We start from the raw sequence: 24763 nt of genomic DNA, 5'->3' as shown, positions 1-24763 counted from the left end.
GTATGAGGCTGCTGATCACGGGCGGGGCAGGGTTCATCGGCTCGGCGGTGGTGCGCCGTGCCATTGCGCAGGGCCACGAGGTGATCAATCTCGATGCGCTGACCTATGCCGCCTGTCTCGACAATGTGGCGGAGGTGGCGGACAGTCCGCGCTACTGCCTTGAACATGCCGACATCCGGGACAGCGCCGCACTGGACCGGATATTCGCCACTCATGCGCCCGATGCGGTCATGCACCTTGCCGCCGAGAGCCATGTGGACCGCTCGATCGACGGCCCCGGCACATTTGTCGAGACCAACATCACCGGCACCTACAACATGCTCGAAGCCGCCCGCGCCCACTGGACACGCGCAGGCAGGCCCGGCAGCTTTCGTTTCCACCATATCTCGACCGACGAGGTATTCGGCAGCCTTGGTCCCGAGGGGCTTTTTACCGAGGATACGCCCTACGACCCGCGCTCGCCCTATTCCGCCTCCAAGGCGGCCAGCGACCATCTGGTGCGTGCCTGGCACGAGACCTATGGCCTGCCGGTGGTTCTTACCAACTGTTCCAACAATTACGGCCCCTACCATTTTCCCGAGAAACTGATCCCGGTGATCATCCTCAACGCTCTTGCGGGCCGGCCGCTGCCGATCTACGGCGACGGCTCGAACGTGCGGGACTGGCTGTATGTGGAGGATCACGCCGAGGCGCTGCTTCTGGTCGTCCAGAGCGGGCAGGTCGGGCGCAGCTACAATATCGGCGGCAATGCCGAGCGCAGCAATCTGGATCTTGTGCGCGCGCTGTGCGCCTGCCTCGATGATCGCCGCCCGCGTGCGCAGGGCGCTTATGCCGATCTGATCACTTTCGTGGCCGACCGCCCCGGCCATGACGCGCGTTATGCCATCGACGCCACGCGCATCCGCGACGAACTTGGCTGGCGGCCCTCGGTGACGCTGGAAGAGGGGCTGGCGCGCACGGTAGACTGGTATCTCGCCAACGAGGGCTGGTGGCGCGCGCTGCTTGACCGTCATGGGGTGGGGCAGAGGCTGGGCGTCTCGGCATGAAGATCCTGGTTTTCGGCAAGACCGGGCAACTGGCCACCGAACTCGGACGGCGAGCGCGTGACGGCGTGGACATCGTGCGCGCAGGGCGAGACCGCGCCGATCTGGGTGTGCCTGACAGCTGCGCGGTGCTGATCCGCGCCACGGCCCCCGACGCGGTGATCAATGCCGCCGCCTATACAGCCGTCGATCGCGCCGAGCGGGACGAGACGCTGGCCACCACGATCAACGGGACGGCGCCAGGGGCGATGGCGGCGGCCTGCGCGGCCTGCGGTATTCCGCTGGTTCATGTCTCGACCGATTATGTCTTTGACGGCTCTGGCACTGTCCCGTGGAAGCCAGATGACGCCCCCGCCCCGCTGGGGGCCTACGGTCGCAGCAAGCTCCAGGGTGAAGAGGCGGTGCGTGCCGCTGGCGCAACCCACGCCATCCTGCGCACCTCCTGGGTGGTGTCGGCCCATGGCGCGAATTTCGTGAAAACCATGCTGCGTCTGGCGCGTGAACGCGACGTGCTGCGCGTGGTCGCCGATCAGGTCGGCGCGCCCACACCCGCGACCGCGCTGGCCGATGCCTGCCTCGGCATTGCGCTTGCGCTGCGCGCGTCCCCCGAAAAGTCCGGGACCTATCATTTCAGCGGCGCCCCCGAGACAAGCTGGGCCGGGTTCGCCCGCGCCATTCTTGACGCAGCGGGAATTGTCTGCACGGTCGAGGACATCCCGACCGCCGAATACCCCACCCCGGCGCGGCGCCCGCTGAATTCGCGTCTTGATTGCCGCGCGACCGCGGCCACCTTCGGCATTGAGCAACCGGACTGGCGCGCCGGTCTGAACGACATTCTTGAAGAGATCGGAGAGGTTTCCCGATGACGATACGCAAGGGCATCATTCTGGCCGGCGGCTCCGGCACGCGGCTTTATCCGATCACCATGGCCATCTCGAAGCAGCTTTTGCCGCTTTATGACAAGCCCATGATCTATTACCCGTTATCGGTGCTGATGCTGGCGGGCATCCGCGAGATCGCCATCATCACCACGCCACAGGATCAGGCGCAGTTCCGTCGCCTGATGGGCGACGGCGGGCAATGGGGGCTTGTGTTCACCTATATCGAACAGCCCTCGCCCGACGGGCTGGCGCAGGCCTATCTGCTGGCGGAAACCTTTCTTGATGGCGCGCCCTCGGCCATGGTCCTGGGCGACAACGTGTTCTTTGGCCATGGCCTGCCCGAGATCCTTGCCGCCGCCAATGCGCGTGACTCGGGTGGCACGGTGTTCGGCTATCGCGTGTCTGATCCTGAACGCTATGGCGTGGTGGATTTCGACGCCGAAGGCCGCGCCCGCGCCATCATCGAGAAACCCGAGGTGCCGCCGTCGAACTATGCGGTGACGGGGCTGTATTTTCTCGACGGAACCGCGCCTGCGCGGGCGCGCGGGGTGACACCCTCGGCGCGCGGCGAGCTGGAGATCACCACGCTTCTGGAAAGCTATCTGCGCGACGACACGCTTGAGGTGCAACTGATGGGGCGCGGCTTTGCCTGGCTCGATACCGGCACTCATGCCAGTCTTCTGGATGCGGGCAATTTCGTTCGCACCCTGACCGAACGGCAGGGGCTTCAGGTCGGTTCGCCCGACGAGATCGCGTTCCGCGCGGGCTGGATCGACGCCGAGGCGCTGCGCGCCCGCGCCGATCAGTTCGCCAAGAACGACTATGGCCGATATCTTTCGGCGCTGGCCGACTGAACACCGGCGGTCCGACCGCATCCGGTCCGTTGAGAAGGGCGTTGCGCAAACCGTCCCCGGCGCGCGCCGTCTTAACACTTTCTTCGTGTCGTCAACCAAGTGTCGCCCCTGTTGATTTCCGTCCTCACGACACAGCAGGAGTTGCCCTCATGAACGATCCTTTCGCTACCCGTATGCCCTCTCTCGCAGGTCCGGCGCGTGATATTCTTCCGGTCGTGCCGGACGACACGAGCGACCTTCCCGCCGTGGCTGTCGCGCTTTACGTCGAACAGGGCGGGGCTGTCCGGATCACCACCGCCACCGGAGCGCAGCGCACGCTGAATGTCGCGGACTGGTCGATCCTTCCAGTCGGGGTGCGCCGGGTCTGGGCCACCGGCACCACCGCTGGCGGAATCGGCGCGATGGTGGTCGCATGAAGTTCGTCGCGGACCTTTCGCTTACGGCGCATCGCCGCTATCCGCGCGGATTGGCCGCCCCCGGTCTCGTGCTCGATTTCAGGTCGGGCCGTCATCTGGCCAACGGCGAAGCAATTCCCCTGTCGCAGGTGCTGGGCTTTTCGCGGCCAGGCAACGCGACCTATGCGGACGCCACGGGCACGATCCAGACGGCGGCAGCTGACGAGGCGCGGACGCAACACCACGTCTGGCGCGACGGGGCATGGCGACGGCGGCTTCTGATCGAGCCGCAGCGGACAAACTCGTTGCTCAATTCCTCGAACTTTCCGGCGTGGACAGTCCAGGCCGCGTCGGTCAATGCAGATGCGGCTGTCGCCCCGGATGGAACGCTGGCGGCGGATCGGCTTGTCGAGAATACGGCAACCGCAGAACACCGTGTGTTGCAGAACGTCCCTGTGACCACAGGTCAGAGATTTTCATTCTCGGTCTACGCCAGATCGGCCACGCGCGGCATAAGCATAATGTCCTGGAACAGCGCATGGAGCGCGCGCGTGTTCGTCGATTTGCAGACAGGCGAAATCACCGGCACGACCAATGGAGCCGGTGCGCTTGCGGCCTATGGTGTCGAACATGCCGGCAATGGTTGGCATCGCATCTGGGTGTCGGCGGTGGCGCAGTCAGACGGAAACGCGACGAATGTCATCCGTCTGACCGATAACGGAGAGTCCATATATGCCGGCGACGGTGTGTCTCATGCCGAAATCTGGGGCGCCCAGTTCGAGATCGGCCCAACCCCTTCAAGCTATATCCCGACAACCGACGCGCAGGTGACACGGGCGGCGGACGTGGTGCAGATCGACGCGGGCAGGTGGCCCTTCGCGGCGGGCGGCTTTTCCGTCGCGATGAGCGGCGAGGCAACATACTCGGATAATGACCTCCCTGCCGAATTGAGGATCTACAGCGGGCGGCTTAGCGGCACGAGTTTCACAAACCTTGATATTCAAACTCTGGGCGCGGACACTGGCCGGGTCGTTGCATTGCAGCGGGTCGGGGGCGCTCCCGGGGTGTCTTTCACGGGGCCTGATGCCATGACGCCGGGCGTCAATGTGCCATTCAGCGTAGCGGCGCGACATTCTTCTGATGATGTTCAGTTAGCTTCCTTCGGCGTGTCGTTTCCGCCTGCATCAATAGGACTGCCCGATCTGAGCACGGCGCCCTTCCATATCGCGCCGATCGGAATTGTCGCGGTGGAACGATTGCGCATCTGGGCCGCGCCGCTTGAGGATCAGCAACTTCAGGATGCAAGCCGGTGAGCTTGTCGATCAACGGGATCGAGACATTCCTCGCCCGAACCGGCCCATTCGTGGATACGGTCGTGCGCGCCGCAACCGAGGCGGATTGGGTGCGGGGCGCGGTGTTCTACGGGCTTATGACGCCGGGTGAGGAAGGCGACATGGCCCGCAGCCCCGGCGTCCATGTGGATGTGATCGGGCCGGTGGTGATCGAGGAGGGCGATGATGAGACGGGCCGCGCCCCGGTCCTTGACCCGCGTTACCACGTCACCCTGCGCCTTTCCGGTCCTGCGCTGGAAGCGGTGGATGAGAGCGGCGCGCTGAAATGGCAGGCGATGGCAGTGGCGTGGTCCGCCCTGGGCGATTCTGCCCCGGTCCAGAACGCGGCCGAGGAAGCGCGCGTGCTGCACGACGTGGCGCTGATCAACCCCGACAGCCTCCGCACGCCACTGAGGGTCTGGGCCTGGGCGGGTTTCACGCCTTGATCCGGTAGCCGGTGCGAAAGATCCACCACACAATGGCAAGGCAGAGCCCGAAAAACACCGCGATGGCCAGAAGGCTCCAGCCCACGGCCACATCCGCGACCCCGAAGAAGGACCAGCGAAACCCCGAGATAAGGTAGACCACCGGGTTGAACAGCGTCACCACCTGCCAGCCGGGGGGCAGCATCGCCACCGAGTAGAACGCGCCGCCAAGAAAAACGAGCGGCGTGATCACCAGAAGCGGCACAAGCTGCAACTGCTGGAAATTCTCAGACCAGATACCGATGATGAACCCGAAAAGCGCAAAACTGACACAGGTCATCAGCAGGAACGCAAGCATCATCGCCGGATGCCGGATGTCCAGATCGACGAACAGCCCCGCCGTAAGCAGGATCACCCCGCCAATGAGCAGCGATTTCGTGGCCGCCGCGCCGACATAGCCCAGGACGATCTCGAAGAAGTTGACCGGCGCGGACAGCAGTTCGTAGATCGTGCCGATGAACTTCGGGAAGTAGATGCCGAAAGAAGCGTTGGAAATGGCCTGCGTCATCACGCTCAGCATGATCAGCCCCGGCACGATGAAGGCACCATAGCTCACACCCTCCACCTCTTCGATGCGACCGCCGATGGCCGCGCCGAAGACCACGAAATAGAGTGTGGTGGAAATGACAGGCGACAGAAGGCTTTCGAAAATCGTGCGAAAAAACCGCTTCATCTCGTAGACATAGATGGCCCAGACGGCATGCAGGTTCATGCGGTGCCCTCCCTTACCAGACCTACGAAAATTTCTTCGAGGCTGCTTTGCCTTGTCTCGATGTCGCGCAAGGAAATTCCCTCCTGCGCCAGCGCCTGCAAGAGCCGGGTGATTCCCGTGCCCTCGCCACGCGTGTTGTAATGGTAAAGAAGCGCGTGGCCGTCCTCGGCCAGTTCGAGATCATAATGCGCCAGCGCCTCGGGCGCGCCCGCCACTGGCGCGGCAAGGTCGATGCGCAGCGTCTTGCGCCCCATCCGGCGCATCAGGTCGGCCTTGTTCTCCACCAGCAGGATCTCGCCCTTGCTGATGACAGCGACGCGGTCGGCGATGGCCTCGGCCTCCTCTATGTAATGCGTGGTCAGGATGATGGTGACGCCCTGCGCTTTCAGCCCCCGCACCACGTCCCACATGTCGCGGCGCAACTCCACATCGACGCCCGCCGTCGGTTCGTCGAGGAAAAGAACGCGCGGCTCGTGGCAAAGCGCCTTTGCGATGAGCACCCGCCGTTTCATGCCACCCGACAGTTCTCGGAGGCGATTGTCGCGCTTGTCCCAGAGCGACAGTTGCCGCAGGATACGTTCGATCAGGGCATCATCGCGCCCGTGCCCGAATAGACCGCGCGAGAACCGCACCGTGTTGATGACCTTCTCGAACGGCTCAAGCGCCACCTCCTGCGGCACGAGGCCCACGAGGCGGCGTGCGGCGCGATAATCCGCGATCACGTCATGCCCGCCGATCCGCGCCTGCCCGCTCGTGGGCGTCGTGATCCCGCATAGAGCCGAGATGAGCGTGGTCTTGCCCGCGCCATTGGGGCCGAGCAGGGCGAGGATCTCGCCCTCGGCAATCGTCAGATCGACACCGCGCAGCGCGGTGAACCCGTCCTTGTAGGTCTTGCTGAGATTGGTCACCTCGACGATGGCAGTCATGCTGGTTCCTCGCTGTTAAGAGCGAACCTAGAGGGTGCGCACGCGGCTGCAAGCGGTCTTGGGCGCAAGAGGGATGTGCGCGCCCGCGCAGCTTCGATCTGGAAACAGTCTTTTCGCCATCTTTCGTTCATCCTTCATTCCACACTCTGATACGGTCTTACCCGGGTGGGACGGATTGATCCTGGAGAGGCAAGATGTACGCGCGGATCCTGACCGCTGTTGTCCTGGCTGTTTCACTGGCCGCAGGTCCGGCCTTTGCCGAGGGGCGGGCCCGCATCCTGATGATGGGCGATTCGCTTTTTGCCATGCACAAGCTGGCGGGGCAGTCCGTCGGTGCCACGCTGCGAAGCACACTGGCAGAGCCGGTGGTGGACAATTCCATCGCCGGGGCGCGATTCTTCTACAAACTGCCGATTTCGGGGGCCATTGGCCTCAGCATTCCGAAACAGCATCGCGGCGGTTCCTGGGATTGGGTTGTGCTCAATGGCGGCGGCAACGATCTGTGGCTGGGCTGCGGCTGTTCGCGCTGCGAGCGGCGGATGGACCGGCTGATATCGGAAAACGGGCGGCGCGGGGCGATTCCCGGTCTTGTCTCGCGTTTGCGGCAATCGGGGGCGCAGGTGATCTATGTGGGGTATCTGCGCACGCCGGGGGTGAATTCCCCAATCGAGCATTGTGTCGATGAGGGTGATGAGATGGACGCCCGCATGGCGCGCCTTGCGGCGCTGGATCAGGGCGTGCATTTCGTTCCTCTGGCCGACATGGTGCCCCATGGCGACCTCAGCTATCATGCGATGGACCGCATCCATCCCTCGATGAAGGCAAGCCGTGCGATCGGGCTGCGGATCGCGCGGCTGATTGCCGAGACAGAGGGCCGGACTATGGTGTCGCTCAATACCGCGCGGCTTGACTAGAGAGCGTCGCACCTGTTCCGAGTCTTGCCCGGGGCGGGTTTCCGGTTCAATGCGACATGCGCGGGGTCAGCTGATCAGCTTCTTGAACCAGCCCTTCTTCTTGCCTTCGGCCACCCCCTCTTCCTCCCCCTCCGGCGTGTCCTCGGGCGCTTGCGGGCCTTCGATCACCTCTTCGAGCCGGGCAAAGAACTGATCGGCCATCTTCTTGGCAAAGCCGTCCACGATCCGGCTGCCCAGCTGCGCGAGCTTGCCGCCGACGCTGGCCTCGACATCGTAATGAAGCCGCGTGCCGCCTTCGATCTCTTCGAGCCGCACATCCGCGCCGCCCTTGGCAAAGCCTGCAGCGCCGCCCTTGCCCTCGCCGCTGAGCGTGAGGCTTTCATGCTCGACCATGTTCGAGATGGTGACCGCGCCCTTGAACGTGGCCTTTACCGGGCCGACCTTTTGCACCACGGTGGCCTCGAAGCCGTCTTCGGGTGTGCCGGTCACCTCCTGCGCGCCGGGCACGCACTCCTTCAGCACCTCCGGGCTGAGCAGCGCTGCCCAGACTGTTGCACGGTCTGCCTTGATCTCGCGGCTGTCGGACATTTTCATTGGCGTGGCTCTCTTCCTGCTTCAGAGAGCAAACTAGACCAGAGAAAGCCCCGTGAAAAGCGGTCCTTAAGTCGGAGAGGGGCTGTTTTCGGGCGGTGGGTGGCGTTAGGCTCCGGGCTGGATCGACGGTCGGGAACGGAAAGATGCTGCACGGCACGCGCGTGGTGGAATTCGAGGGGCTGGGGCCTGCGCCCTTTGCCGCGATGATGCTGGCCGAACTGGGGGCCGAGGTGGTGGTCATCCATCGCCCCGGCGCGGGCAGTCCGGTCGCGGGCGTACGCAACCTTCTTGACCGGGGCAAGCGCTCGATCGTGCTCGACGTGAAGAACGCGGGGGATCTGGCCGTCGCGCGTGCCCTTGTCGCCCGCGCAGATGCGCTGATCGAGGGGCTGCGCCCCGGCGTGATGGAGCGGTTGGGTCTGGGGCCAGAGGAGATGCGCGCCGCCAATCCGGGCCTCGTCTATGGCCGGATGACTGGCTGGGGGCAGGACGGGCCGCGCGCGCATCAAGCCGGGCATGACCTCAATTACATCGCCACCTCCGGCGCGCTGTGGTATGCGGGTGTGCCCGGCACGCCGCCACTCACCCCGCCGACGCTGGTGGGCGATGTGGGCGGTGGCGCGCTTTATCTGGTGGCGGGGGTTCTGGCGGGGCTGATCCATGCCGCGCGCACCGGGCAGGGCACGGTGGTGGATGCGGCCATTGTCGATGGCTCGGCGCATATGATGGCGCTGCTGATGTCGATGAGGCCCACGGGGAACCTCTCGATGGTGCGGGGGCAGAGCCTGCTTGACGGGCCGCACTGGGCCCGTGTCTATGCCTGCGCCTGCGGCGGCTGGCTCTCGGTGCAATGCCTCGAGCCGCAATTCTACGCCACGTTTCTGGGGTGTCTCGGGCTGTCGGACGATCCCCGCTTTGCCGCGCAGAATGATCCCGCGCAATGGCCCGCGCAGACCGAGGCGCTGGCCGGGATCCTTGCCGCCGAACCGCGCGCGCATTGGGAGGGGGTCTTTGCCGGGTCAGATGCTTGCGTGGCCCCGGTGTTGCGCCCCGATGAGGCGGCGTGCGATCCGCACATGGCGGCGCGCAGGGTGTGGGGCGAGGGGCTTGCGCCCGCTCCCGCGCCGCGTTTCGACGGGGTGGTGCGGGAGGTGGGCGCGCCGCCCGAGCGCGGCGCGGACGGGGCGGCGATCCGGGCTGAGCTTGGGCTGTGAGGGGCGGCGAGTGGTCTGAAGCTGGCGCGGAGCTACGGAATCTTGAAAAAATTCCGCTCAAGAAAATTTTGAACTTTCTTGGTCTTGCCCGTCGGCAGGGACATCAAGTGCGCGGCCTCGCAAGACTGCTTCAGGCCCATCATCCCCCTCAATCCACCCGTCGGACCAGAAGTTGATTGCCCGATCCCGGCTTGGTCTCGAACACCTTCAACTCGGCAATGAGGTCGCTCAACTTCTTCTTGCCATAGCTGCGCGTGTCGAAATCTGGCTTGTCGGCCTGAATTTGCTGGCCGAGGCGCCCCAGCGGATACCACTCGTCCTCGCTGTCGATCTTTTCCATCGCGTCAAAGATCAGGCGACGCGCGTCGGCGATCCGCGCGCTGTCAAGCCGCGCCTTGGGCGCGCTCGCGGGCGTATCGCCCGCCTCCTCATAGATGTTCTCGATGGCCACGAACCGATTGCAGGCGTTCTTGAGCGCGTCGGGCGCCTTGGCCTCGCCGATGCCGATGACCGTCAGTCCCTGTTCGCGGATGCGGCTGGCCAGCCGGGTGAAATCGCTGTCCGAGGAGACCAGAACGAAGCCATCGAAATGGCCCGCGTGCAGGATATCCATGGCGTCGATCACCAGCCCGATATCCGAGGCGTTCTTGCCCTTGGTATTGGCCGTCTGCTGGTATTGCACAAGGCCCAGCTTCTGCGCCGTCTTGGTCCAGCCTGAAAGCTGCTGGCTCGACCAGTCGCCATAGACGCGGCGCAGCCCCGGCTCGCCATAGCTTGTGACCTCGCGCAGGATCGCGTCGGCGAATTTCGCGGGCACGTTGTCGGCGTCGATCAGGACGGCCAGAAGGGGGGTGTCGCGGCTGGGCATGAAGGGGCTCCTTTTGCCCCATTCATGCCCGATCCCGTGCGCGGGCGAAAGCAATTAGGCGCTCTCGCCGATCTTGTCCTGGGTTTTCGTGTCGAAATCCTCGGCCGAATGGCGTTCGTGAAGCTGCATGTGCGGCTCGCCAAAGCTGCGATTGACCATGCGGCCGCGTTGCACGGCCTTGCGCGCGTCGATCCTTTCGGCCCAGGCCATGACATGCGTGTAGCTGGCGACGTCGAGGAAGGTCGCGGCACTGTAAAGCCGCCCGAGGCACAATTGCCCATACCACGGCCAGATCGCCATGTCGGCGATGGAATAGTCCTCACCGGCGATGAAGGGCCTGCTCTCAAGCGCGCGGTTGAGAACGTCAAGCTGGCGCTTGGCCTCCATGGCAAAACGGTCGATCGGGTATTGCCATTTCTCGGGCGCATAGGCGTAGAAATGGCCAAATCCGCCGCCGAGATAGGGCGCGCTGCCCATCTGCCACATGAGCCAGTTGAGGGTTTCGGTGCGCGCAGGCCCTGAAGCGGGCAGGAAGGCCCCGAATTTTTCGGCCAGATGGATGAGGATAGAGCCGCTCTCGAACACGCGGACAGGTTCCGCGCCGCTGCGATCCACAAGCGCGGGGATCTTGGAATTGGGGTTCACCGCGACAAAGCCCGAGCCGAACTGTTCGCCCTCGCCGATGTCGATCTTCCAGGCGTCGTATTCTGCGTCATGGCCAGCGGCCAGCAACTCCTCGAACATCACGGTGACCTTGACGCCATTGGGCGTGGCCAGCGAATAGAGCTGGAACGGATGGTCGCCCACGGGCAATTCCTTGTCGTGGGTCGCGCCCGCGACGGGGCGGTTGATCGAGGCGAACTGTCCGCCCGAGGGCTGATCCCATGTCCAGACCTCGGGGGGCGTATAGGTGTCGTCGCTCATGCTGTTGGTCCTCTGGTTGGTTGGTCGCAAGGTATATGCGCCGGCGCGCCCCGCAAGGGGGCAAGCCGCACAAGGCGTTGTGCAGGGCCGCGCGACCCGACTCTGGCAGATCTGTGCCCTGTTTTGAAACAAAAGAGGAACAAATCTGCTGTCGCCATGCCCGCCCGTCGCATCCTGTCCATCTGGTTTCCCCGGCCGGGGGCCGGGCGCCTCATGCGGCGGCGCGCCACCCGTACCCGCGCGGCAAAACGCGGGGCAAGACACCAGGCCCCGCCGCCTGCACATCTGCTGACCATCGCGCCACCGGGGCTGGTGCTGACCACGCGGGGCGAGTGGCTCTGGCTCTATCAGGCGCACGGCGCGGCGTTTTCGGGGGGCTGGTTCTGCCACGGGCGCTTTGCCTGAGCCATCATTCTCCTGTGAATTTGCTTGATTTGCGGGACATTTGGCGCAACTCTTTATCCATGAACGCGCAACCGCCGATCCCGTTCACGCAGACCCAGGGGGTCGAGCAGGTCGCCTTTCAACGCGACGAACTGGGCGCGATCCTGTCGCTTTACGGGCGCATGGTGGCGGCGGGTGAATGGCGCGATTACGGCATCTCCTGCCTGCGCGAGGTGGCGGTGTTCGCGATTTTCCGCCGCACCGCCGAACACCCGCTCTACCGTATCGAGAAACGCCCCCGCCTGCGCGAGCGGCAGGGGCAATATGCGGTGATCGGCCTTGACGGTCGGATCCTCAAGCGCGGGCATGACCTGCGCACGGTGCTGCGCGTGCTTGAGCGCAAGCTTATCCGCGCGATCGAATAGAGCGCGCCATCACGCAGAGCAGTTCGAACATGATCGACGCGCCCAGAAAGGCCGTGCCGCCCGAAGGATCGAAGGGCGGCGAGACCTCGACCAGATCGGCCCCCGCGATCCGCACGCCGTCAAGTCCGCGCACCACTTCGAGCGCCTGAAAGCTGGTTGGCCCGCCCACCTCCGGCGTGCCGGTGCCCGGCGCGAAGGCGGGATCGACGAAGTCGATATCATAGCTCACATAGGTCTCGCCTGCGCCTGCGATCCCGCGCGCCTCGGCCATCACATCGGCGGGCCCGCGCGCATGGAACTCCTCGATCAGGATGAGGCGGATACCCTCTGCGCGGGCAAAATCGCGGTCCTCGGTGTCATACATCGTGCCGCGCAGCCCGATCATCACCACGCGTTTCGGATCGAGCAACCCCTCCTCCACGGCGCGGCGAAAGGGGGTGCCGTGCGTATACATCGTGCCGCCGAAATAGGAATGATAGAGGTCTGTGTGGCTGTCGAAAAGGATCATGCCCAGAGGCGCGCGGCGCGCCAGCGCGCGCAGCACCGGCAGCGTGGTCAGGTGATCGCCCCCCGCCGTGAGCGGCGTGATGCCCGCCTGTGTCACCCGGTCATAAAAGGCGGTGATCCGCGCCATGCTGTCGGGGATATCGGCGGGATTGGGGCCGACATCGCCCAGATCGGCGCAATTCATCGCCTCGAACGGGCGCATTCCGCTTGTGGGATGCTGCGCGCGGATCATGGTCGAGGCGTCGCGCAACTGCCGTGGCCCGTGGCGCGGGCCGGGGCGGTTGGTGGTGCCCGAGTCCCAGGGCACGCCGATGAGGCCCACCTGTGTTTCGGCAAAGCGAGGATGATCCGGCGTGAGATACGGCAGGCGCATGAAGGTCGGCACCCCGGCAAAGCGCGGCAGATCGAAGCCCGAGACGGGGTGAAAGAAGGGGTCTCTGGTCATGTTGGTCCTTTCAGTCGCTTGCGTGCCGTGACCGGCCCGCCGTCCTGCGCCGCGATGCGGGCGATGGCCTTGGGGATCGGTTCATGGGCCACGGCCATGTGATGCGCGTTGGCGTGGAGGAGCGTGCCGTGGTCGCAGACCCAGGCCACATGGCCCTTCCAGAACAGCAGGTCGCCACGTTCGAGGGGCGCCTCCTCGGGCAGGGCCTCCCCAAGCGCGGTCTCCTGCGGGCCGCTGTCGCCGGGGCAGGGGAGCGCGCAGGCCAAAAGCGCGATCTGCACCAGTCCCGAACAATCGATCCCGAGCGCCGAATTGCCGCCCCAGAGATAGGGCGTGCCGAGAAGGCGCTCGGCCACCGCGACGGGATCGGTCTCGGGCACGTCGAGCGGCGCGAGATGGGCAAGCGGCACAAATCCCTGCGGCGTCTGGGCGAAGCTGCCGGTTTGCCCGATCACCTCCAGCCGTGCGTTGAGGCTGAGCATGGCACGCTCTCGCGCCTTGATGTCCGGCGCGGGGTAGAGATGGGTGGCGCGGCTGCGCACCCGGTGGGTCATGCGCCCCGTGGTCAGGGCGGCCTCGGGGATGAAACCCTCATAGCCGTCACGCGCGGCGCGGACCTCTGCCCAGCCGGGGGAAGATCCTCGGGTCAGGCCCGAGGATGACGGGGCGCGTATCTCGACCGCTTCGCCCATGAGCAGTTGCCGGTCGCGTGGCCCGTTTGGTGTGCGGCAAAGATCGACAAGCGGCCAGGCGATAAGGCGCGTTCCGTTCACAGCCCCAGCACCTCCGGCAGCGCCGCAAGCAGCGCGCGCGCGCCCATGCCCACCCCGCCCTTGGGGCGCGCGGGCGCGGCCACGGGTTGCCAAGCGTAGATGTCGAAATGCGCGAAAGGAAGACCCCCGGCAAAGTGGCGCAGGAACAGCGCGGCGGTGATAGAGCCCGCCATGCCGCCCGAGGGCGCGTTGTCGAGATCGGCGATACCTGGCTCGATCATCGCCTCATAGGGGGTATGGAAGGGCATCCGCCAGACCGGATCGGCCACGCGCGCGGCGGCGCTTTCCAGCGCCCGCGCCAGCCCCGCCTCGTCGGTGTAATAGGGCGCAAGATCGGGGCCAAGCGCCACCCGCGCCGCGCCTGTGAGCGTCGCCATGGAGATCATCAGATCGGGCGCGCCCTCGGCCCCAAGACTGAGCGCATCCGCGAGCACAAGCCGCCCCTCGGCATCGGTATTGTTGACCTCCACAGTTGCGCCATTGCGCGCGGTCAGGATGTCGCCGGGGCGGAACGCGTCTGCGCTCACCGCGTTTTCCACCGCCGGGATCAGCACCCGCAGGCGAATGTTAAGCCCGAGCGCCATGATCATATGCGCCAGCCCCAGCACCGTCGCCGCCCCGCCCATGTCCTTTTTCATCAGCCCCATGCTGTTGCCCGGCTTGAGGTTGAGCCCGCCGGTATCAAAACACACGCCCTTGCCGACAAGGGTAAGGGCGGGTCCCGCCTCGCCCCACTGCATGTCGATAAGCCGGGGCGCCTGCGCCGCGGCGCGCCCGACGGTGTGGATGAGCGGCAGGTTCTGCGCCAGCAGATCCTCGCCGGCGGTGACTGTGACCGATGCGCCGTGGTCCGTGGCAACCTTGCGGCACGCGGCCTCAAGCGCGTCAGGCCCCATGTCATTGGCGGGCGTGTTGACCAGATCGCGGGTCAGGCACTCGCCCGCGGCGATGATTTCAAGCCGCGCGGCGTCGATCCCCTCGGGTGCGATGAGCCGTGCCTTGGCGGGGCTTTGCGCGCGGTAGCGGTCAAAGGCGTAGTGCGAGAGCAGCCAGCCGAGCGCTTCGGTCTCGGCCTGCGCGTTGGCCAGCCCCTCAAGCCGGTAGGTGCCTTCGGGCAGCGCGCTTGCAACGCTGGCAAGGTGAAACCGGCCGCGCACGCGGCTCTTCTCTGTGCCAAAGCCCGCGACGGTCAGCGCGATCCCGCCCACCTCGTCCGGGACCAGAGCCAGCTTGCCCAGAGCGGCGGCAAAACCCGTGGCGCGCAGCCAGTTCGCGACGCGGGGCTGTTGCGCGCCAAGCCAGCCATCAAGCGCACCCTCCTCCACCACATGAAGCGGGATGGCGGGCGTGCCGGGGGCGGCGAAACTCGGGCGCATGGCGGGTCTCCTTGAGATCTGGTCAGAGCCTAGCGGAGATTGCGCCGCCTGCAAGGCTCAGAACGGGCTGTCGGCCATGTCCCAGATCTCGCAAAGCGAGCGGTCGGCGATCCGCAAAAGCCGCGCAAAGGTGGCGGCGAGGGCGATGCCGTCGTCTGCGTCGATGCAGCCTGTCACATCGCCCGCCACCCGCGCCAGCAGCGACATGCCCACCTGATCGGCCATGGCGATCAGACTGCGGCAGCCCTTGCGCATTTCCGAGACACGTGCGGCGCGATAATCGCGCTCGGCCTGAGCGAGCCGCGTGGCGATCTCTTCAAGCGCGCGACAGACCACATCCTCAGCCCCTCGCACGCCCAACTGTCTGTAAAGTGTTTCCAGCCGGTCGGCATCGAGCCGGACCCGCTCCTGCTGTTGCAGCGGTGTCACTTGTTCCACGGTCTCACCCGTCCCATTCCCCTTGCACCCCCACGGCACGCGCCATCATGGCGCGATCGGGGTTCCCAAATCGTTGATGCGCGCCGAAATAATCTCTCGAATTCGCGGCGAATGCGCCTTATATCGCCGCAAGGCCGAGCCAGAAACCGGAGAGACCATGAATTACGTCCGACCGTTGCCCACGCATCTTGCCCGCCGCTATCTTGGCTGGAAGGCCACCAGTTTCGCCGAGAACGAATCCTGGTATCGCCACCTTGCCCAACAGGGCCAGCACCCGCGCGCCATGATGATTTCCTGCTGTGACAGCCGGGTTCACGCGGCCTCGCTGTTCAATGCCGAAGCCGGAGAGTTCTTTACCCACCGCAACATCGCCAACCTGATCCCGCCCTACGAGCCCGATGGCGGCAAGCACGGCACCTCGGCGGCGCTGGAATTCGCCGTGACCGCGCTTGAGGTGGCGCATGTGATCGTGGCGGGGCATTCGGCCTGTGGCGGGGCCAAGGGCTGTCTTGACATGTGTTCGGGACATGCGCCGGAACTGGAGCAAAAGACCAGTTTCCTCGGGCGCTGGCTTGATGTGCTGCGGCCCGGTTACGAGCGGGTCAAGGATATCGGGGATGATGCCGAGAGGCTGCACGCCATCGAGCGGCAGACGGTGGTTGTCTCGCTGGAAAACCTGATGACATTTCCCTTCGTCGCCACGGCGGTCGAGGATGGGAGGCTCACGCTGCACGGGCTTTGGATCGACATCGGCACCGGCAAGCTGGAGCAATATGATCCGGCGCAGAACGGGTTCGCGCCGCTCTGAGCGGGACGGCCCCGCGCGCCCGAGACGCGCGGGGCTATCATGTTACGCCGCCTCTGAATGACCGCCAAAGCGGGCGTAAAAGCCCTGCCCCTTGTCAGCCATTTCACGCAAAAGCGCGGGCGTGGTGAAACGCGGCCCGAATTTCTCGGCCAACTGGTCACACCGTTCGGCGGCATAGGGCGTGCCGATGATGTCGAGCCACGAGAACGGCCCGCCCGACCAGGGCGCAAAGCCCCAGGCCAGGATCGCGCCCACGTCGCCCTCGCGGATGTCCGTCAGCACGCCCTCGTCAAGCGCGCGCACCGCTTCCAGCACCTGCGCGAACATCAGGCGATGCTGCACCTCGTGCAGGTCGGGCTGGTCTGCCGCGCGGGGGTATTTGGCGGCCAGACCCGGCCAATAGCCCTGCCGCTTGCCCTTGTCGTCATAGTCAAAAAACCCGGCACCCGCCTTGCGGCCCAAGCGCCCCTCGCTCTCCATCCAGAAGATCACCGCGTCAACGGCCTCGTCGGGATAGGCATCGCCCATGGCGGCCTTGGTCGCCCGCGCGATCTTGGCGCCCAGATCAATCGAGGTCTCATCGACCAGTTGCAGCGGCCCCACCGGGAAACCCAACTGCCGCGCCGCGTTGTCGATCAGCGCGGGCGCGACGCCCTCGGCCACCATGCGGATACCCTCGTTGATATAGGGGATGATGCAGCGGTTGCAGTAGAAGAACCGCGCATCGTTCACCACGATGGGCGTCTTGCGGATTTGCCGGACATAATCGAGCGCTTTGGCCACGGCGCGCGGGCCGGTTTTTGCACCCTTGATGATTTCCACCAGCAACATCTTTTCCACCGGCGAGAAGAAATGGATGCCGATGAAATTCTCGGGTGTGTCGGACGCCTGCGCCAGATCGGTGATCGGCAGGGTCGAGGTGTTGGTGGCAAAGATGCAGTCCTCGCCCACCTCGGCCAGCGCCTGTTTCGTCACCCCGGCCTTGACGCCGGGATCCTCGAACACCGCCTCGATGATCAGATCACAGCCCTTCAAGGCGCTGTAATCCGTGGTGGCGGTGATCCGGTCCAGCACCTCGGCCTTCTTCGCCTCGGTGGCCTTGCCGCGCTTGATGCCCGCATCCATGAAGCTGGCGCTATAGGCTTTGCCCTTGTCCGCCGCCTCCTGTTTCTGGTCAATCAGGACAACCTCTATCCCGGCCTGCGCCGAGACAAGGGCGATCCCTGCGCCCATCATGCCCGCGCCCAGAACGCCCAGTTTCCTGACCTTCTGATCGGGGGCGTCGGGGCGGTTCGCGCCTTTCTCCAGCGCCTCCTTGTTGATGAAGAGCGAGCGGATCATCGCGCTTGACGAGGGGTTCATCAGCACATTGGTGAACCAGCGCGCCTCGATCTTGAGGGCGGTGTCAAAGGGCACCAGCGCGCCCTCATAGACCGCACTGAGCAGCGCCTTGGCCGCCGGGAACGCGCCCTGGGTCTTGCCGTTGACCATGGCGGAGGCCCCGACAAAGGTCATGAAGCCCGCCGGATGATAGGGCGCGCCGCCGGGCATTTTATAGCCCTTGTCGTCCCAGGGCTTGACGATGGCGGGGTTGCTCAGCACCCATTCGCGCGCCTTCTCGATCAGCTGATCGGCGGGCACCACCTCATCCACCACCCCGGCGGATTTGGCCTTTCTCGGATCATTGAGCTTGCCTTCGAGCAGCAGCGGCGAGGCGGCCATGGCCCCCAGCTTGCGCACAAGGCGCGTGGTGCCGCCCGCGCCGGGGAAAATCCCCACCATGATCTCGGGCAGGCCGATCTTGGCCGACGGATTGTCAGCGGCAAAGATGCGGTGACAGGCAAGCGGGATCTCAAGCCCGATGCCAAGCGCGGTGCCGGGCAAGGCTGCGGCAATCGGCTTGCCGCCCTTCAAGGTCTTGGGGTCCATGCCCGCGCGCTCGATCTTGCGCAGGATGGCGTGCATCCCCATCACCCCGTCAAAGAGCCCCTTGGCGGGGTTGTCGCCCGCGTCATCGCGCATCTTGGCGATGATGTTGAGGTCCATGCCACCCGCGAACGATCCCGGCTTGCCGGAGGTGAGGATCACGCCCTTGACGGCATCATCCGCCAGCGCATCGTCAATCAGCGCCTCAAGGTCCAGAAACCCTTGGGCATTCATCACGTTCATGGACTTGCCAACCGTGTCCCAGGTGATGATCGCGACGCCATCGGCGCCTTTTTCCATCGTGAAATCAGTCATTTTGGTCATCTCCTCTTACACGCGCTCGATGATGGTGGCGGCACCCATGCCGGACGCGATGCACAGCGTCGCCAGCCCCGTGCCCTTGCCGGTGCGCTCCAACTCATCCAGAAGCGTGCCGATGATCATGGCCCCGGTGGCCCCCAGCGGATGGCCCATGGCGATGGACCCGCCGTTCACGTTCACAAGCCCCGGATCGACATTGAAGGCCTGCTGAAACCGCAGCACCACGCTGGCAAAGGCCTCGTTCACCTCGAACAGGTCAATATCGCCAATCGCCATGCCGCTGTCGCGCAGCGCCTTTTCGGTGGCGGGCACCGGGCCGGTCAGCATGATCGTCGGATCGGTGCCGATCTTGGTGGTCTGCACGATGCGTGCGCGCGGCTTCAGGCCCCATTTCTCGCCAAACGCCCTGGAGCCGATCAACACGCCCGCCGCGCCATCGACGATGCCAGAGGAATTGCCGGCGTGGTGGATATGGTTGATCCGCTCCAGATGCGGATATTTCATGCGGGCCACGGCGTCAAAGCCCGGCATCACCTCGCCCATCGCCTGAAAGGCGGGGGTGAGCGCGCCCAGCGTCTGCATGTCGGTGCCGGGACGCATGTATTCGTCATGGTCGAGAATGGTCAGCCCGTTCTGATCCTGCACCTCGATGATGGATTTGGCGAACCGCCCGTCATCCCAGGCCGCCTTGGCGCGACGCTGCGATTCCACGGCCAGCGCGTCAGCCTCATCGCGGGTGAAGCCGTATTCGGTGGCAATGATGTCCGCCGAAATGCCCTGCGGCACGAAATAGGTCTCCATCGCGATCGAGGGATCGACGGCAATCGCCGCCCCGTCGCTGCCCATGGGCACGCGGCCCATCATTTCGACCCCGCCGGCGATATATCCCTCACCGGCGCCGCCGCGCACCTGATTGGCGGCAAGGTTCACCGCCTCCATGCCGCTCGCGCAAAAGCGGTTGATGGCAAGGCCGGGGATACGCTCATCCAGATCAGAGGCCAGAACGGCGGTGCGCGCAAGGCAGCCGCCCTGCTCCATCACCTGCGTGACATTGCCCCAGATCACATCCTCGACGGCATGGCCCTCAAGCCCGTTGCGCGATTTCAGCGCGTTGAGCACCTGCGCCGAGAGCCGCGCGGCGGTCACCTCGTGCAGCGCGCCATCCTTGCGGCCCTTGCCGCGCGGCGTGCGCAGGGTGTCATAGATATAGGCGTCAGACATATCGGTCTCCTTCATTCAGGCGCGGTCAGCGGGGCTGCCGGGCATCAGGTCATAGGGGTGTTTCCAGCCGGGGGTGGCGCTGATATTGCGCAGCCAGCGGTCGATATTGGGCCAATCCTTGCGGTCAAAACCGAAAGGCTCGGGGTAATAGAGATAGCCGCAGCACGACAGATCGGCATTGGTAAGGCCCGCGCCCACGATCCAGTCGCGTCCCGCAAGATGGGCGTCGAGCGCACTATAGGCGGTCTTGAGGCGCGCCTGGGTAAAGCCGATCACCTCCTTGGGCCGCTTCTCCTCGGGCAGGAAGTTCATCAGAAACCGCACCATCCCCGCCGGAGAGCTGAGCTTGTGATTGTCCCAGAACATCCAGCGCAGCACCTCGCGGCGCTCCTCGGGCGTCTCACCGCCGAATTTTCCCGTCTTTTCGGTAACATAGCCCTGGATCACGCCCGATTGCGTGAGCGTCACATCGCCATCCACCAGCACCGGCACCTCGCCCATGACGTTGAGCGCGCGAAACGCGGGCTGGCGCGTCTCGCCGCCAAAGAAATCGACAAAGACCGGCGCCCAGTCGAGACCGGAAAGTTCCAGCGCCAGCGCCGCCTTGTAGGCATTGCCGGATTCGCCGAAACAGGAGAGTTTGATGGTCATGGCGTCGGCTCCCGTTGTGGTGTTGGATTTGAGTATTTGAAGAACAGTGAAAGCGCGGTGTGTGTTTCATTGTTCCACAAATACTCCACGGGGGTCCGGGGGTGTGAAACCCCCGGACCCGCACGCATCAGACAGAGCGCCGCCCGGAGCATCACAGCGCCCTCGCAATCAGATCCTTCATGATCTCGTTGGTGCCGCCATAGATGCGCTGCACGCGGGCATCGGCCCACATTTCGGCGATGTCATATTCCTGCATATAGCCATAGCCGCCATGCAGTTGCAGGCACTCATCCAGCACCTCGCCCTGGGCATCGGTCAGCCAGTATTTCGCCATCGCGGCCTTTTCCACGCTGAGGTCGCCGCGCAGATGCTCGGCGATGCAGGCATCGAGAAAGGCACGGGCGACGGTGGTCTTGGTCCGGCATTCGGCCAGCTTGAAGCGGGTGTTCTGGAATTGCAGGATCGGGCCGCCAAAGGCCTGACGCTCCTTGGCATAGGTGATGGTGCGGTCCACCGCGCCCTCCATGGCGCCTTGCGCGCCGCAGGCGATGATGAGGCGTTCCTGCGGCAATTGCTGCATCATCTGGTAAAAGCCGCGCCCCTCCTCTTGCCCGAGAATATTCTCGGGCGGGATTTCGACATTGTCGAAGAACAACTCTGATGTATCGCCCGCGTGCATCCCGACCTTTTCGAGATTGCGCCCGCGTGTGAAACCTGTCGCGCCCTCGGTCTCGACCACAACCAGAGATATGCCTTTTGCGCCCTCCTTGGGGTCGGTCTTGGCCGCGACGATGATCAGGTCGGCGTGCTGCCCATTGGTGATGAAGGTCTTTTGCCCCGAGAGGCGGTAGGCGTTGCCATCCCGAATGGCGCGCGTCCTGATGCCCTGCACATCCGATCCGGCGGCGGGTTCGGTCATGGCGAGCGCGCCGACCATCTCGCCCGAGACCATTTTCGGCAGCCATGTCTGTTTCTGCGCCTCGGAGCCATAGGCGAGGATGTAATGGGCGACGATGCCGGAATGGATCGGGTTGCCCCAGCTTGCCAGATTGGCGCGGCCCTGTTCGATGCAGATCACCGCCTCATGGCCGAAATCACCGCCCGCGCCGCCGTATTCCTCCGGGATCGACGGGCACAAGAGGCCCAAGGCACCCGCCTCACGCCAGCACTCGCGGTCCATGATCCCGGCCTTGCGCCAGCGCCCGAAATGCGGGCGCCATTCCTCGGTGATGAACCGGGCGGTCATCTCGCCGAGCATCCGGTGCTCGTCGGTCATCCATGTCATGGCCGGGCCTCCCTTCCCTGTGGTTTCAGCGTTTGCGCGCGTCCAGCTCCGAATTGAACAGCCGGAGCCGGTGCGCGAACGTGTCCTCATTGATCACGCTGTCGAAGTTCTCGAACAGAAAGGACAGCGCCTCGCCCTCATCCAGCCCCGCCTCCTGCGCGAAGCGGCGCAGGCGGCGATAGCCGTCCTCGGTCATCGCCGCGTTGAAGCGGCGGGTGAGGCGAAAGCGTTTCGGCATCTGTCCCTCCCTTGTGGTCGTTTCCTCAGAACGCCTCGGCCTCCAGCGCCATGACGGTATCCGCACCGCTCTGGATGCGCGCGAGGTGCAGCGCCGTGGCGGGCAGGCGGCGTTTCATGTAGTAGCGCCCGGTGGCCAGCTTGGTGCGGTAGAACCCCTCGTTCGAGGTGCCCGCCGCCAGAGCGCCATTTGCCGCCCTGGCCATCCGCGCCCACATCAGCCCAAGGCAGACATGGCCGAAAAGGTGCATGAAGTCATAGGAACCGGCAAGCGCCGCGTTGGGGTTCTTCATGCCCTGCTGCATGAAGAACATCCCCGCCGCCTGCAAATCCTTGGACGCCGCCTTGAGCGGGTCGAGGAAATCGGCCTTGAGCGCCGCGTCGTCCTCGTTTTCCTTGAGGAAGGTCTTGACCAGATCGAAGAAGGCCATGACGTGTTTGCCGCCGTCCTGCGCCAGCTTGCGGCCCACCAGATCGAGCGCCTGCACGCCGTTGGCGCCCTCGTAGATCATGGCAATGCGCGCGTCGCGGGTGAATTGCGACATGCCCCATTCCTCGATATAGCCGTGGCCGCCATAGACCTGCTGCGCGCGCACGGTCATGTCATAGCCTTCATCGGTGAGAAAGCCCTTGATGACGGGCGTCATCAGCGAGATCAGCCCCTCAGCGGCGGCGTCATCGCCGCGATGCGAGCGGTCGATAAGCTCCGCCCCCCACAGCATGAAGGCGCGCGCGCCCTCGATAAAGCTCTTTTGATCCATCAGCGAACGGCGGATGTCGGGATGCACGATCAGCGGATCGGCGGGGCCATTCGGGTTTTCCGTGCCGGTGACGGCGCGGCCCTGAAGCCGGTCCTTGGCATAGGCGAGCGCGTTCTGATAGGCGACCTCGGCCTGTGCCAGCCCCTGCATGCCGACGCCGATCCGCGCCTCGTTCATCATGGTGAACATGGCGCGCATGCCCTTGTGTTCCTCGCCCAGGAGGTAGCCGGTTGCGCCGTCATAGTTCATCACGCAGGTGGAATTGCCGTGAATCCCCATCTTTTCCTCGATCTTGCCGCAGGTCACGGCGTTGCGCGCGCCAAGGCTGCCATCCTCGTTCACCAGGAATTTCGGCACGATGAACAGCGACACGCCCTTGATTCCCTCCGGCCCGCCGGGGATTTTGGCCAGCACCAGATGGATGATGTTCTCGGCCATGTCATGCTCGCCCGCCGAGATGAAGATCTTCTGACCCGTCACCTTGAAGCTGCCGTCGCCCTGGCGTTCGGCCTTGGCGCGCATCAGGCCCAGATCGGTGCCGCAATGCGGCTCGGTCAGGTTCATGGTGCCGGTCCAGTCGCAGGCGGCCATTTTCGGCAGGTAGGTGGCCTTTTGCGCGTCAGAGCCGTGCGCAAGGATCGCCGAAGCCGCGCCATGGGTCAGGCCCTGATACATCGTAAACGCCTGATTGGCGCCCGAGAACATCTCGCCCACCGCCGTGCCAAGGACATAGGGCATGTATTGCCCGCCAAATTCCTCGGGCAGGTCGAGCGCGGTCCAGCCGCCCTCTTTCATCTGCTCGAACGCCGCCTTGAACCCCGTGGGCGTGCGCACCACGCCGTTTTCCAGATGACAGCCCTCGGTATCGCCCACGGCATTGAGCGGCATCAGCACTTCGGACGCAATCTTGCCCGCCTCTTCCAGAACGGCCTTGGTAAAGTCAGGCTCAAGATCGGCATAGCCGGGCACGTCCTGTTCCGAAACGTCGAGAACCTCGTGCAGGATGAACTGCATGTCGCGGGTGGGGGCGGTATAGCTGGGCATGTCTTCTCTCCCTTGAGACGGTCACGCCGCTTATTCGGCGGCTTTCCTGGTGTCCTTGAGCGAGGCGAGCATCCGCGCGCCCCAGGTTATCTGTTCGCGCAGCTCGGCGATGGCGGCGTCAAGCTCGGCGCGCTCGGCTTCCATCGCGGCAAGGCGGGTCTGCGCCACCTCATAGGCGGCTGTGATCTGGGTGTATTGCTGGTCGCCCTTGTCGTAGAGGTCGAGCAACTGGCGCAGCTCCTCGAGGCTGAAGCCGAAGCGCTTGCCGCGCAGGATGAGCTTGAGCCGGGCGCGGTCGCGTCGGGTGAAAAGCCGCCTTTGCCCCTGCCGGATCGGCGCCAGAAGCTCCTTTGATTCGTAGAACCGCAGGGTGCGGGGCGTCACGTCGAATGCCTCACACATCTCGCGGATGGTCATGGTGGTCTCGCTCATGGCTATGCCCTTGCCGCACAGGATATGCCGACAATCTGAGGGCCTTTGGCCATGGTTACAACAGGCGTGCGGCTTGACGTAACCGCTACGTCGCGTCACTTTCAAGTTGACGTAAGATCAGGCAAGGTAAGGCGATGCGCGACGTAATTATCGTATCGTAAGGTCAGCCGAGACTCGCCTCGGTTTCGTCGCGCAGCTTGCGCAATTCGGCCATCGCGTCCTCGATCTGCGCGCGTTGTTCGGCCAGTTCGGCCAGCTGGCGATCGGCAAGCTCGATCCACTGGCGCATCTGTGCCTCGGTGCCCTCTTTCTCGTAGATGAGCAGCCATTGCCGGATTTCCTCGAGCGCAAAGCCGAATTTGCGGCCCCGCAGGATCAGCGTCATGCGCGCGCATTCGCGTGGCCCATACCAGCGCGCGCGCCCGTCGCGCTCGGGCTGCAAAAGCTCGATATACTCGTAATAGCGCAGCGTTCGCGGCGTCACATCGAAGCGCGTGCACATTTCCTTGAAGGACAGCCTCTTGTCGGACATTCCTTCCCTCCCTTTGGGGGAAAGTTAGGACCAACACGCGCGCCGCGCAACAGCCA

The 24763-nt window shown here is 64.8% G+C and carries 28 protein-coding genes; 11 read left to right on the top strand and 17 right to left on the bottom strand.

Features of this window, described 5'->3' with window-relative positions; genetic code table 11:
• Positions 1-2: 2 nt before the first annotated feature.
• The 6 genes from rfbB (at position 3) to KAK09_RS07180 (ending at position 4950) form a co-directional block, all read left to right on the top strand.
• On the top strand, positions 3-1046 hold the full coding sequence (rfbB, locus tag KAK09_RS07205) for a dTDP-glucose 4,6-dehydratase (protein WP_210878243.1): 1044 nt from the start codon (positions 3-5) through the stop codon (positions 1044-1046).
• Positions 1043-1909, top strand: coding sequence for a dTDP-4-dehydrorhamnose reductase (gene rfbD / locus KAK09_RS07200; protein ID WP_210878242.1), 867 nt, complete (start codon positions 1043-1045; stop codon positions 1907-1909). The genes rfbB and rfbD overlap by 4 nt, the downstream gene beginning before the upstream one ends.
• Positions 1906-2778 carry a glucose-1-phosphate thymidylyltransferase RfbA gene (gene rfbA / locus KAK09_RS07195; protein WP_210878241.1) on the top strand — a complete coding sequence of 291 codons (873 nt, stop codon included), beginning with the start codon at positions 1906-1908 and terminating at the stop codon, positions 2776-2778. Before rfbD ends, rfbA begins: the two co-directional genes overlap by 4 nt.
• 149 nt (positions 2779-2927) lie before the next feature.
• Entirely contained in the window at positions 2928-3194 is a 267-nt protein-coding gene (locus KAK09_RS07190) for a spike base protein, RCAP_Rcc01079 family (protein WP_210878240.1), read from the top strand.
• A 50-nt stretch (positions 3195-3244) separates the two neighbouring features.
• Positions 3245-4486, top strand: coding sequence for a phage head spike fiber domain-containing protein (locus tag KAK09_RS07185; protein ID WP_210878239.1), 1242 nt, complete (start codon positions 3245-3247; stop codon positions 4484-4486).
• Positions 4483-4950, top strand: a complete 468-nt coding sequence (locus KAK09_RS07180) for a hypothetical protein (RefSeq protein WP_210878238.1) — start codon at positions 4483-4485, stop codon at positions 4948-4950. The genes KAK09_RS07185 and KAK09_RS07180 overlap by 4 nt, the downstream gene beginning before the upstream one ends.
• Here the strand turns inward: KAK09_RS07180 and KAK09_RS07175 are convergent.
• Entirely contained in the window at positions 4940-5701 is a 762-nt protein-coding gene (locus tag KAK09_RS07175) for an ABC transporter permease (RefSeq protein WP_210878237.1), read from the bottom strand. The genes KAK09_RS07180 and KAK09_RS07175 overlap by 11 nt on opposite strands.
• Positions 5698-6627 (bottom strand): ABC transporter ATP-binding protein, encoded by a 930-nt coding sequence (locus KAK09_RS07170; protein WP_210878236.1) that lies wholly within the window; start codon positions 6625-6627, stop codon positions 5698-5700. The genes KAK09_RS07175 and KAK09_RS07170 overlap by 4 nt, the downstream gene beginning before the upstream one ends.
• A 194-nt stretch (positions 6628-6821) precedes the next feature.
• Here KAK09_RS07170 and KAK09_RS07165 point away from each other — a divergent pair, with 194 nt between their 5' ends.
• Positions 6822-7541, top strand: a complete 720-nt coding sequence (locus KAK09_RS07165; RefSeq protein ID WP_247651105.1) for an SGNH/GDSL hydrolase family protein — start codon at positions 6822-6824, stop codon at positions 7539-7541.
• A 66-nt stretch (positions 7542-7607) separates the two neighbouring features.
• On the opposite strand, the gene KAK09_RS07160 is transcribed toward KAK09_RS07165, so the two are convergent.
• A complete protein-coding gene (locus KAK09_RS07160) occupies positions 7608-8135 on the bottom strand; it encodes a CoxG family protein (RefSeq protein WP_210878235.1) in 528 nt (175 codons plus the stop codon).
• A gap of 143 nt (positions 8136-8278) precedes the next feature.
• On the opposite strand from KAK09_RS07160, the gene KAK09_RS07155 reads away from it, so the two are divergent.
• Positions 8279-9349, top strand: coding sequence for a CaiB/BaiF CoA transferase family protein (locus KAK09_RS07155; RefSeq protein WP_210878234.1), 1071 nt, complete (start codon positions 8279-8281; stop codon positions 9347-9349).
• Positions 9350-9497: 148 nt separating this feature from the next.
• Here KAK09_RS07155 and KAK09_RS07150 read toward each other — a convergent pair whose 3' ends face one another.
• Complete coding sequence (locus KAK09_RS07150) at positions 9498-10217, bottom strand: NYN domain-containing protein (protein ID WP_210878233.1); 720 nt, start codon at positions 10215-10217, stop codon at positions 9498-9500.
• Positions 10218-10271: 54 nt separating this feature from the next.
• Positions 10272-11141 (bottom strand): glutathione-dependent disulfide-bond oxidoreductase, encoded by an 870-nt coding sequence (gene yghU, locus KAK09_RS07145; RefSeq protein ID WP_210878232.1) that lies wholly within the window; start codon positions 11139-11141, stop codon positions 10272-10274.
• A 156-nt stretch (positions 11142-11297) separates the two neighbouring features.
• On the opposite strand from yghU, the gene KAK09_RS07140 reads away from it, so the two are divergent.
• Together KAK09_RS07140 and KAK09_RS07135 are read left to right on the top strand one after the other, a co-directional pair.
• Complete coding sequence (locus KAK09_RS07140) at positions 11298-11546, top strand: hypothetical protein (RefSeq protein ID WP_210878302.1); 249 nt, start codon at positions 11298-11300, stop codon at positions 11544-11546.
• Between the two features lie 59 nt (positions 11547-11605).
• Entirely contained in the window at positions 11606-11950 is a 345-nt protein-coding gene (locus tag KAK09_RS07135; RefSeq protein ID WP_210878231.1) for a DUF2794 domain-containing protein, read from the top strand.
• On the opposite strand, the gene KAK09_RS07130 is transcribed toward KAK09_RS07135, so the two are convergent.
• Genes KAK09_RS07130 through KAK09_RS07115 form a run of 4 tightly spaced genes read right to left on the bottom strand, consistent with a single transcriptional unit; the run spans position 11931 to position 15489 of the window.
• Positions 11931-12902 carry an agmatinase gene (locus tag KAK09_RS07130; RefSeq protein WP_210878230.1) on the bottom strand — a complete coding sequence of 324 codons (972 nt, stop codon included), beginning with the start codon at positions 12900-12902 and terminating at the stop codon, positions 11931-11933. The two genes, KAK09_RS07135 and KAK09_RS07130, sit on opposite strands and share 20 nt — an antisense overlap.
• On the bottom strand, positions 12899-13675 hold the full coding sequence (locus KAK09_RS07125; RefSeq protein WP_210878229.1) for a C40 family peptidase: 777 nt from the start codon (positions 13673-13675) through the stop codon (positions 12899-12901). The genes KAK09_RS07130 and KAK09_RS07125 overlap by 4 nt, the downstream gene beginning before the upstream one ends.
• On the bottom strand, positions 13672-15051 hold the full coding sequence (locus tag KAK09_RS07120) for a leucyl aminopeptidase family protein (protein WP_210878228.1): 1380 nt from the start codon (positions 15049-15051) through the stop codon (positions 13672-13674). The genes KAK09_RS07125 and KAK09_RS07120 overlap by 4 nt, the downstream gene beginning before the upstream one ends.
• A 57-nt stretch (positions 15052-15108) precedes the next feature.
• The gene (locus KAK09_RS07115) at positions 15109-15489 is read right to left on the bottom strand and encodes a hypothetical protein (RefSeq protein WP_210878227.1); all 381 of its coding nucleotides are present in this window, start codon (positions 15487-15489) and stop codon (positions 15109-15111) included.
• Positions 15490-15646: 157 nt separating this feature from the next.
• Here KAK09_RS07115 and KAK09_RS07110 point away from each other — a divergent pair, with 157 nt between their 5' ends.
• Entirely contained in the window at positions 15647-16297 is a 651-nt protein-coding gene (locus KAK09_RS07110) for a carbonic anhydrase (RefSeq protein ID WP_210878226.1), read from the top strand.
• A 42-nt stretch (positions 16298-16339) separates the two neighbouring features.
• On the opposite strand, the gene KAK09_RS07105 is transcribed toward KAK09_RS07110, so the two are convergent.
• The 8 genes from KAK09_RS07105 to KAK09_RS07070 form a co-directional block, all read right to left on the bottom strand.
• Positions 16340-18538: a 3-hydroxyacyl-CoA dehydrogenase NAD-binding domain-containing protein gene (locus KAK09_RS07105; protein WP_210878225.1), complete on the bottom strand. Its 2199-nt coding sequence runs from the start codon at positions 18536-18538 to the stop codon at positions 16340-16342.
• A 15-nt stretch (positions 18539-18553) separates the two neighbouring features.
• Positions 18554-19765: an acetyl-CoA C-acetyltransferase gene (locus KAK09_RS07100; RefSeq protein ID WP_210878224.1), complete on the bottom strand. Its 1212-nt coding sequence runs from the start codon at positions 19763-19765 to the stop codon at positions 18554-18556.
• Between the two features lie 15 nt (positions 19766-19780).
• Complete coding sequence (locus KAK09_RS07095; protein ID WP_210878223.1) at positions 19781-20416, bottom strand: glutathione S-transferase family protein; 636 nt, start codon at positions 20414-20416, stop codon at positions 19781-19783.
• Positions 20417-20567: 151 nt separating this feature from the next.
• On the bottom strand, positions 20568-21701 hold the full coding sequence (locus KAK09_RS07090) for an acyl-CoA dehydrogenase family protein (protein ID WP_210878222.1): 1134 nt from the start codon (positions 21699-21701) through the stop codon (positions 20568-20570).
• Positions 21702-21726: 25 nt separating this feature from the next.
• Positions 21727-21939, bottom strand: a complete 213-nt coding sequence (locus KAK09_RS07085; RefSeq protein WP_210878221.1) for a hypothetical protein — start codon at positions 21937-21939, stop codon at positions 21727-21729.
• 25 nt (positions 21940-21964) lie between these two features.
• Positions 21965-23743, bottom strand: coding sequence for an acyl-CoA dehydrogenase C-terminal domain-containing protein (locus KAK09_RS07080; RefSeq protein WP_210878220.1), 1779 nt, complete (start codon positions 23741-23743; stop codon positions 21965-21967).
• 30 nt (positions 23744-23773) lie between these two features.
• A complete protein-coding gene (locus KAK09_RS07075; RefSeq protein WP_210878219.1) occupies positions 23774-24175 on the bottom strand; it encodes a MerR family transcriptional regulator in 402 nt (133 codons plus the stop codon).
• A gap of 163 nt (positions 24176-24338) precedes the next feature.
• A complete protein-coding gene (locus tag KAK09_RS07070) occupies positions 24339-24707 on the bottom strand; it encodes a MerR family transcriptional regulator (protein ID WP_210878218.1) in 369 nt (122 codons plus the stop codon).
• Between the last annotated feature and the right edge of the window lie 56 nt (positions 24708-24763).

This window comes from Roseovarius autotrophicus, from assembly GCF_018069895.1.
GTDB lineage: Bacteria > Pseudomonadota > Alphaproteobacteria > Rhodobacterales > Rhodobacteraceae > Roseovarius > Roseovarius autotrophicus.
The sequence above is the reverse complement of the archived record's forward strand: the minus strand, read 5'-3'. Positions and strand labels throughout refer to the sequence as shown.

What these genes read in the sequence shown, in the direction of transcription:
- KAK09_RS07135 (WP_210878231.1), top strand. Translation starts at nt 11,606, where the DNA reads ATGAACGCGCAACCGCCGATCCCGTTCACGCAGACCCAGGGGGTCGAG.
- KAK09_RS07105 (WP_210878225.1), bottom strand. Translation starts at nt 18,538, where the DNA reads ATGACTGATTTCACGATGGAAAAAGGCGCCGATGGCGTCGCGATCATC.
- KAK09_RS07100 (WP_210878224.1), bottom strand. Translation starts at nt 19,765, where the DNA reads ATGTCTGACGCCTATATCTATGACACCCTGCGCACGCCGCGCGGCAAG.
- KAK09_RS07070 (WP_210878218.1), bottom strand. Translation starts at nt 24,707, where the DNA reads ATGTCCGACAAGAGGCTGTCCTTCAAGGAAATGTGCACGCGCTTCGAT.
- KAK09_RS07120 (WP_210878228.1), bottom strand. Translation starts at nt 15,051, where the DNA reads ATGCGCCCGAGTTTCGCCGCCCCCGGCACGCCCGCCATCCCGCTTCAT.
- KAK09_RS07095 (WP_210878223.1), bottom strand. Translation starts at nt 20,416, where the DNA reads ATGACCATCAAACTCTCCTGTTTCGGCGAATCCGGCAATGCCTACAAG.
- rfbD (WP_210878242.1), top strand. Translation starts at nt 1,043, where the DNA reads ATGAAGATCCTGGTTTTCGGCAAGACCGGGCAACTGGCCACCGAACTC.
- KAK09_RS07085 (WP_210878221.1), bottom strand. Translation starts at nt 21,939, where the DNA reads ATGCCGAAACGCTTTCGCCTCACCCGCCGCTTCAACGCGGCGATGACC.
- rfbB (WP_210878243.1), top strand. Translation starts at nt 3, where the DNA reads ATGAGGCTGCTGATCACGGGCGGGGCAGGGTTCATCGGCTCGGCGGTG.
- yghU (WP_210878232.1), bottom strand. Translation starts at nt 11,141, where the DNA reads ATGAGCGACGACACCTATACGCCCCCCGAGGTCTGGACATGGGATCAG.
- KAK09_RS07150 (WP_210878233.1), bottom strand. Translation starts at nt 10,217, where the DNA reads ATGCCCAGCCGCGACACCCCCCTTCTGGCCGTCCTGATCGACGCCGAC.
- KAK09_RS07175 (WP_210878237.1), bottom strand. Translation starts at nt 5,701, where the DNA reads ATGAACCTGCATGCCGTCTGGGCCATCTATGTCTACGAGATGAAGCGG.
- KAK09_RS07090 (WP_210878222.1), bottom strand. Translation starts at nt 21,701, where the DNA reads ATGACATGGATGACCGACGAGCACCGGATGCTCGGCGAGATGACCGCC.
- KAK09_RS07170 (WP_210878236.1), bottom strand. Translation starts at nt 6,627, where the DNA reads ATGACTGCCATCGTCGAGGTGACCAATCTCAGCAAGACCTACAAGGAC.
- KAK09_RS07075 (WP_210878219.1), bottom strand. Translation starts at nt 24,175, where the DNA reads ATGAGCGAGACCACCATGACCATCCGCGAGATGTGTGAGGCATTCGAC.
- KAK09_RS07130 (WP_210878230.1), bottom strand. Translation starts at nt 12,902, where the DNA reads ATGACCAGAGACCCCTTCTTTCACCCCGTCTCGGGCTTCGATCTGCCG.
- rfbA (WP_210878241.1), top strand. Translation starts at nt 1,906, where the DNA reads ATGACGATACGCAAGGGCATCATTCTGGCCGGCGGCTCCGGCACGCGG.
- KAK09_RS07080 (WP_210878220.1), bottom strand. Translation starts at nt 23,743, where the DNA reads ATGCCCAGCTATACCGCCCCCACCCGCGACATGCAGTTCATCCTGCAC.
- KAK09_RS07110 (WP_210878226.1), top strand. Translation starts at nt 15,647, where the DNA reads ATGAATTACGTCCGACCGTTGCCCACGCATCTTGCCCGCCGCTATCTT.
- KAK09_RS07140 (WP_210878302.1), top strand. Translation starts at nt 11,298, where the DNA reads ATGCCCGCCCGTCGCATCCTGTCCATCTGGTTTCCCCGGCCGGGGGCC.
- KAK09_RS07165 (WP_247651105.1), top strand. Translation starts at nt 6,822, where the DNA reads ATGTACGCGCGGATCCTGACCGCTGTTGTCCTGGCTGTTTCACTGGCC.
- KAK09_RS07160 (WP_210878235.1), bottom strand. Translation starts at nt 8,135, where the DNA reads ATGAAAATGTCCGACAGCCGCGAGATCAAGGCAGACCGTGCAACAGTC.
- KAK09_RS07190 (WP_210878240.1), top strand. Translation starts at nt 2,928, where the DNA reads ATGAACGATCCTTTCGCTACCCGTATGCCCTCTCTCGCAGGTCCGGCG.
- KAK09_RS07155 (WP_210878234.1), top strand. Translation starts at nt 8,279, where the DNA reads ATGCTGCACGGCACGCGCGTGGTGGAATTCGAGGGGCTGGGGCCTGCG.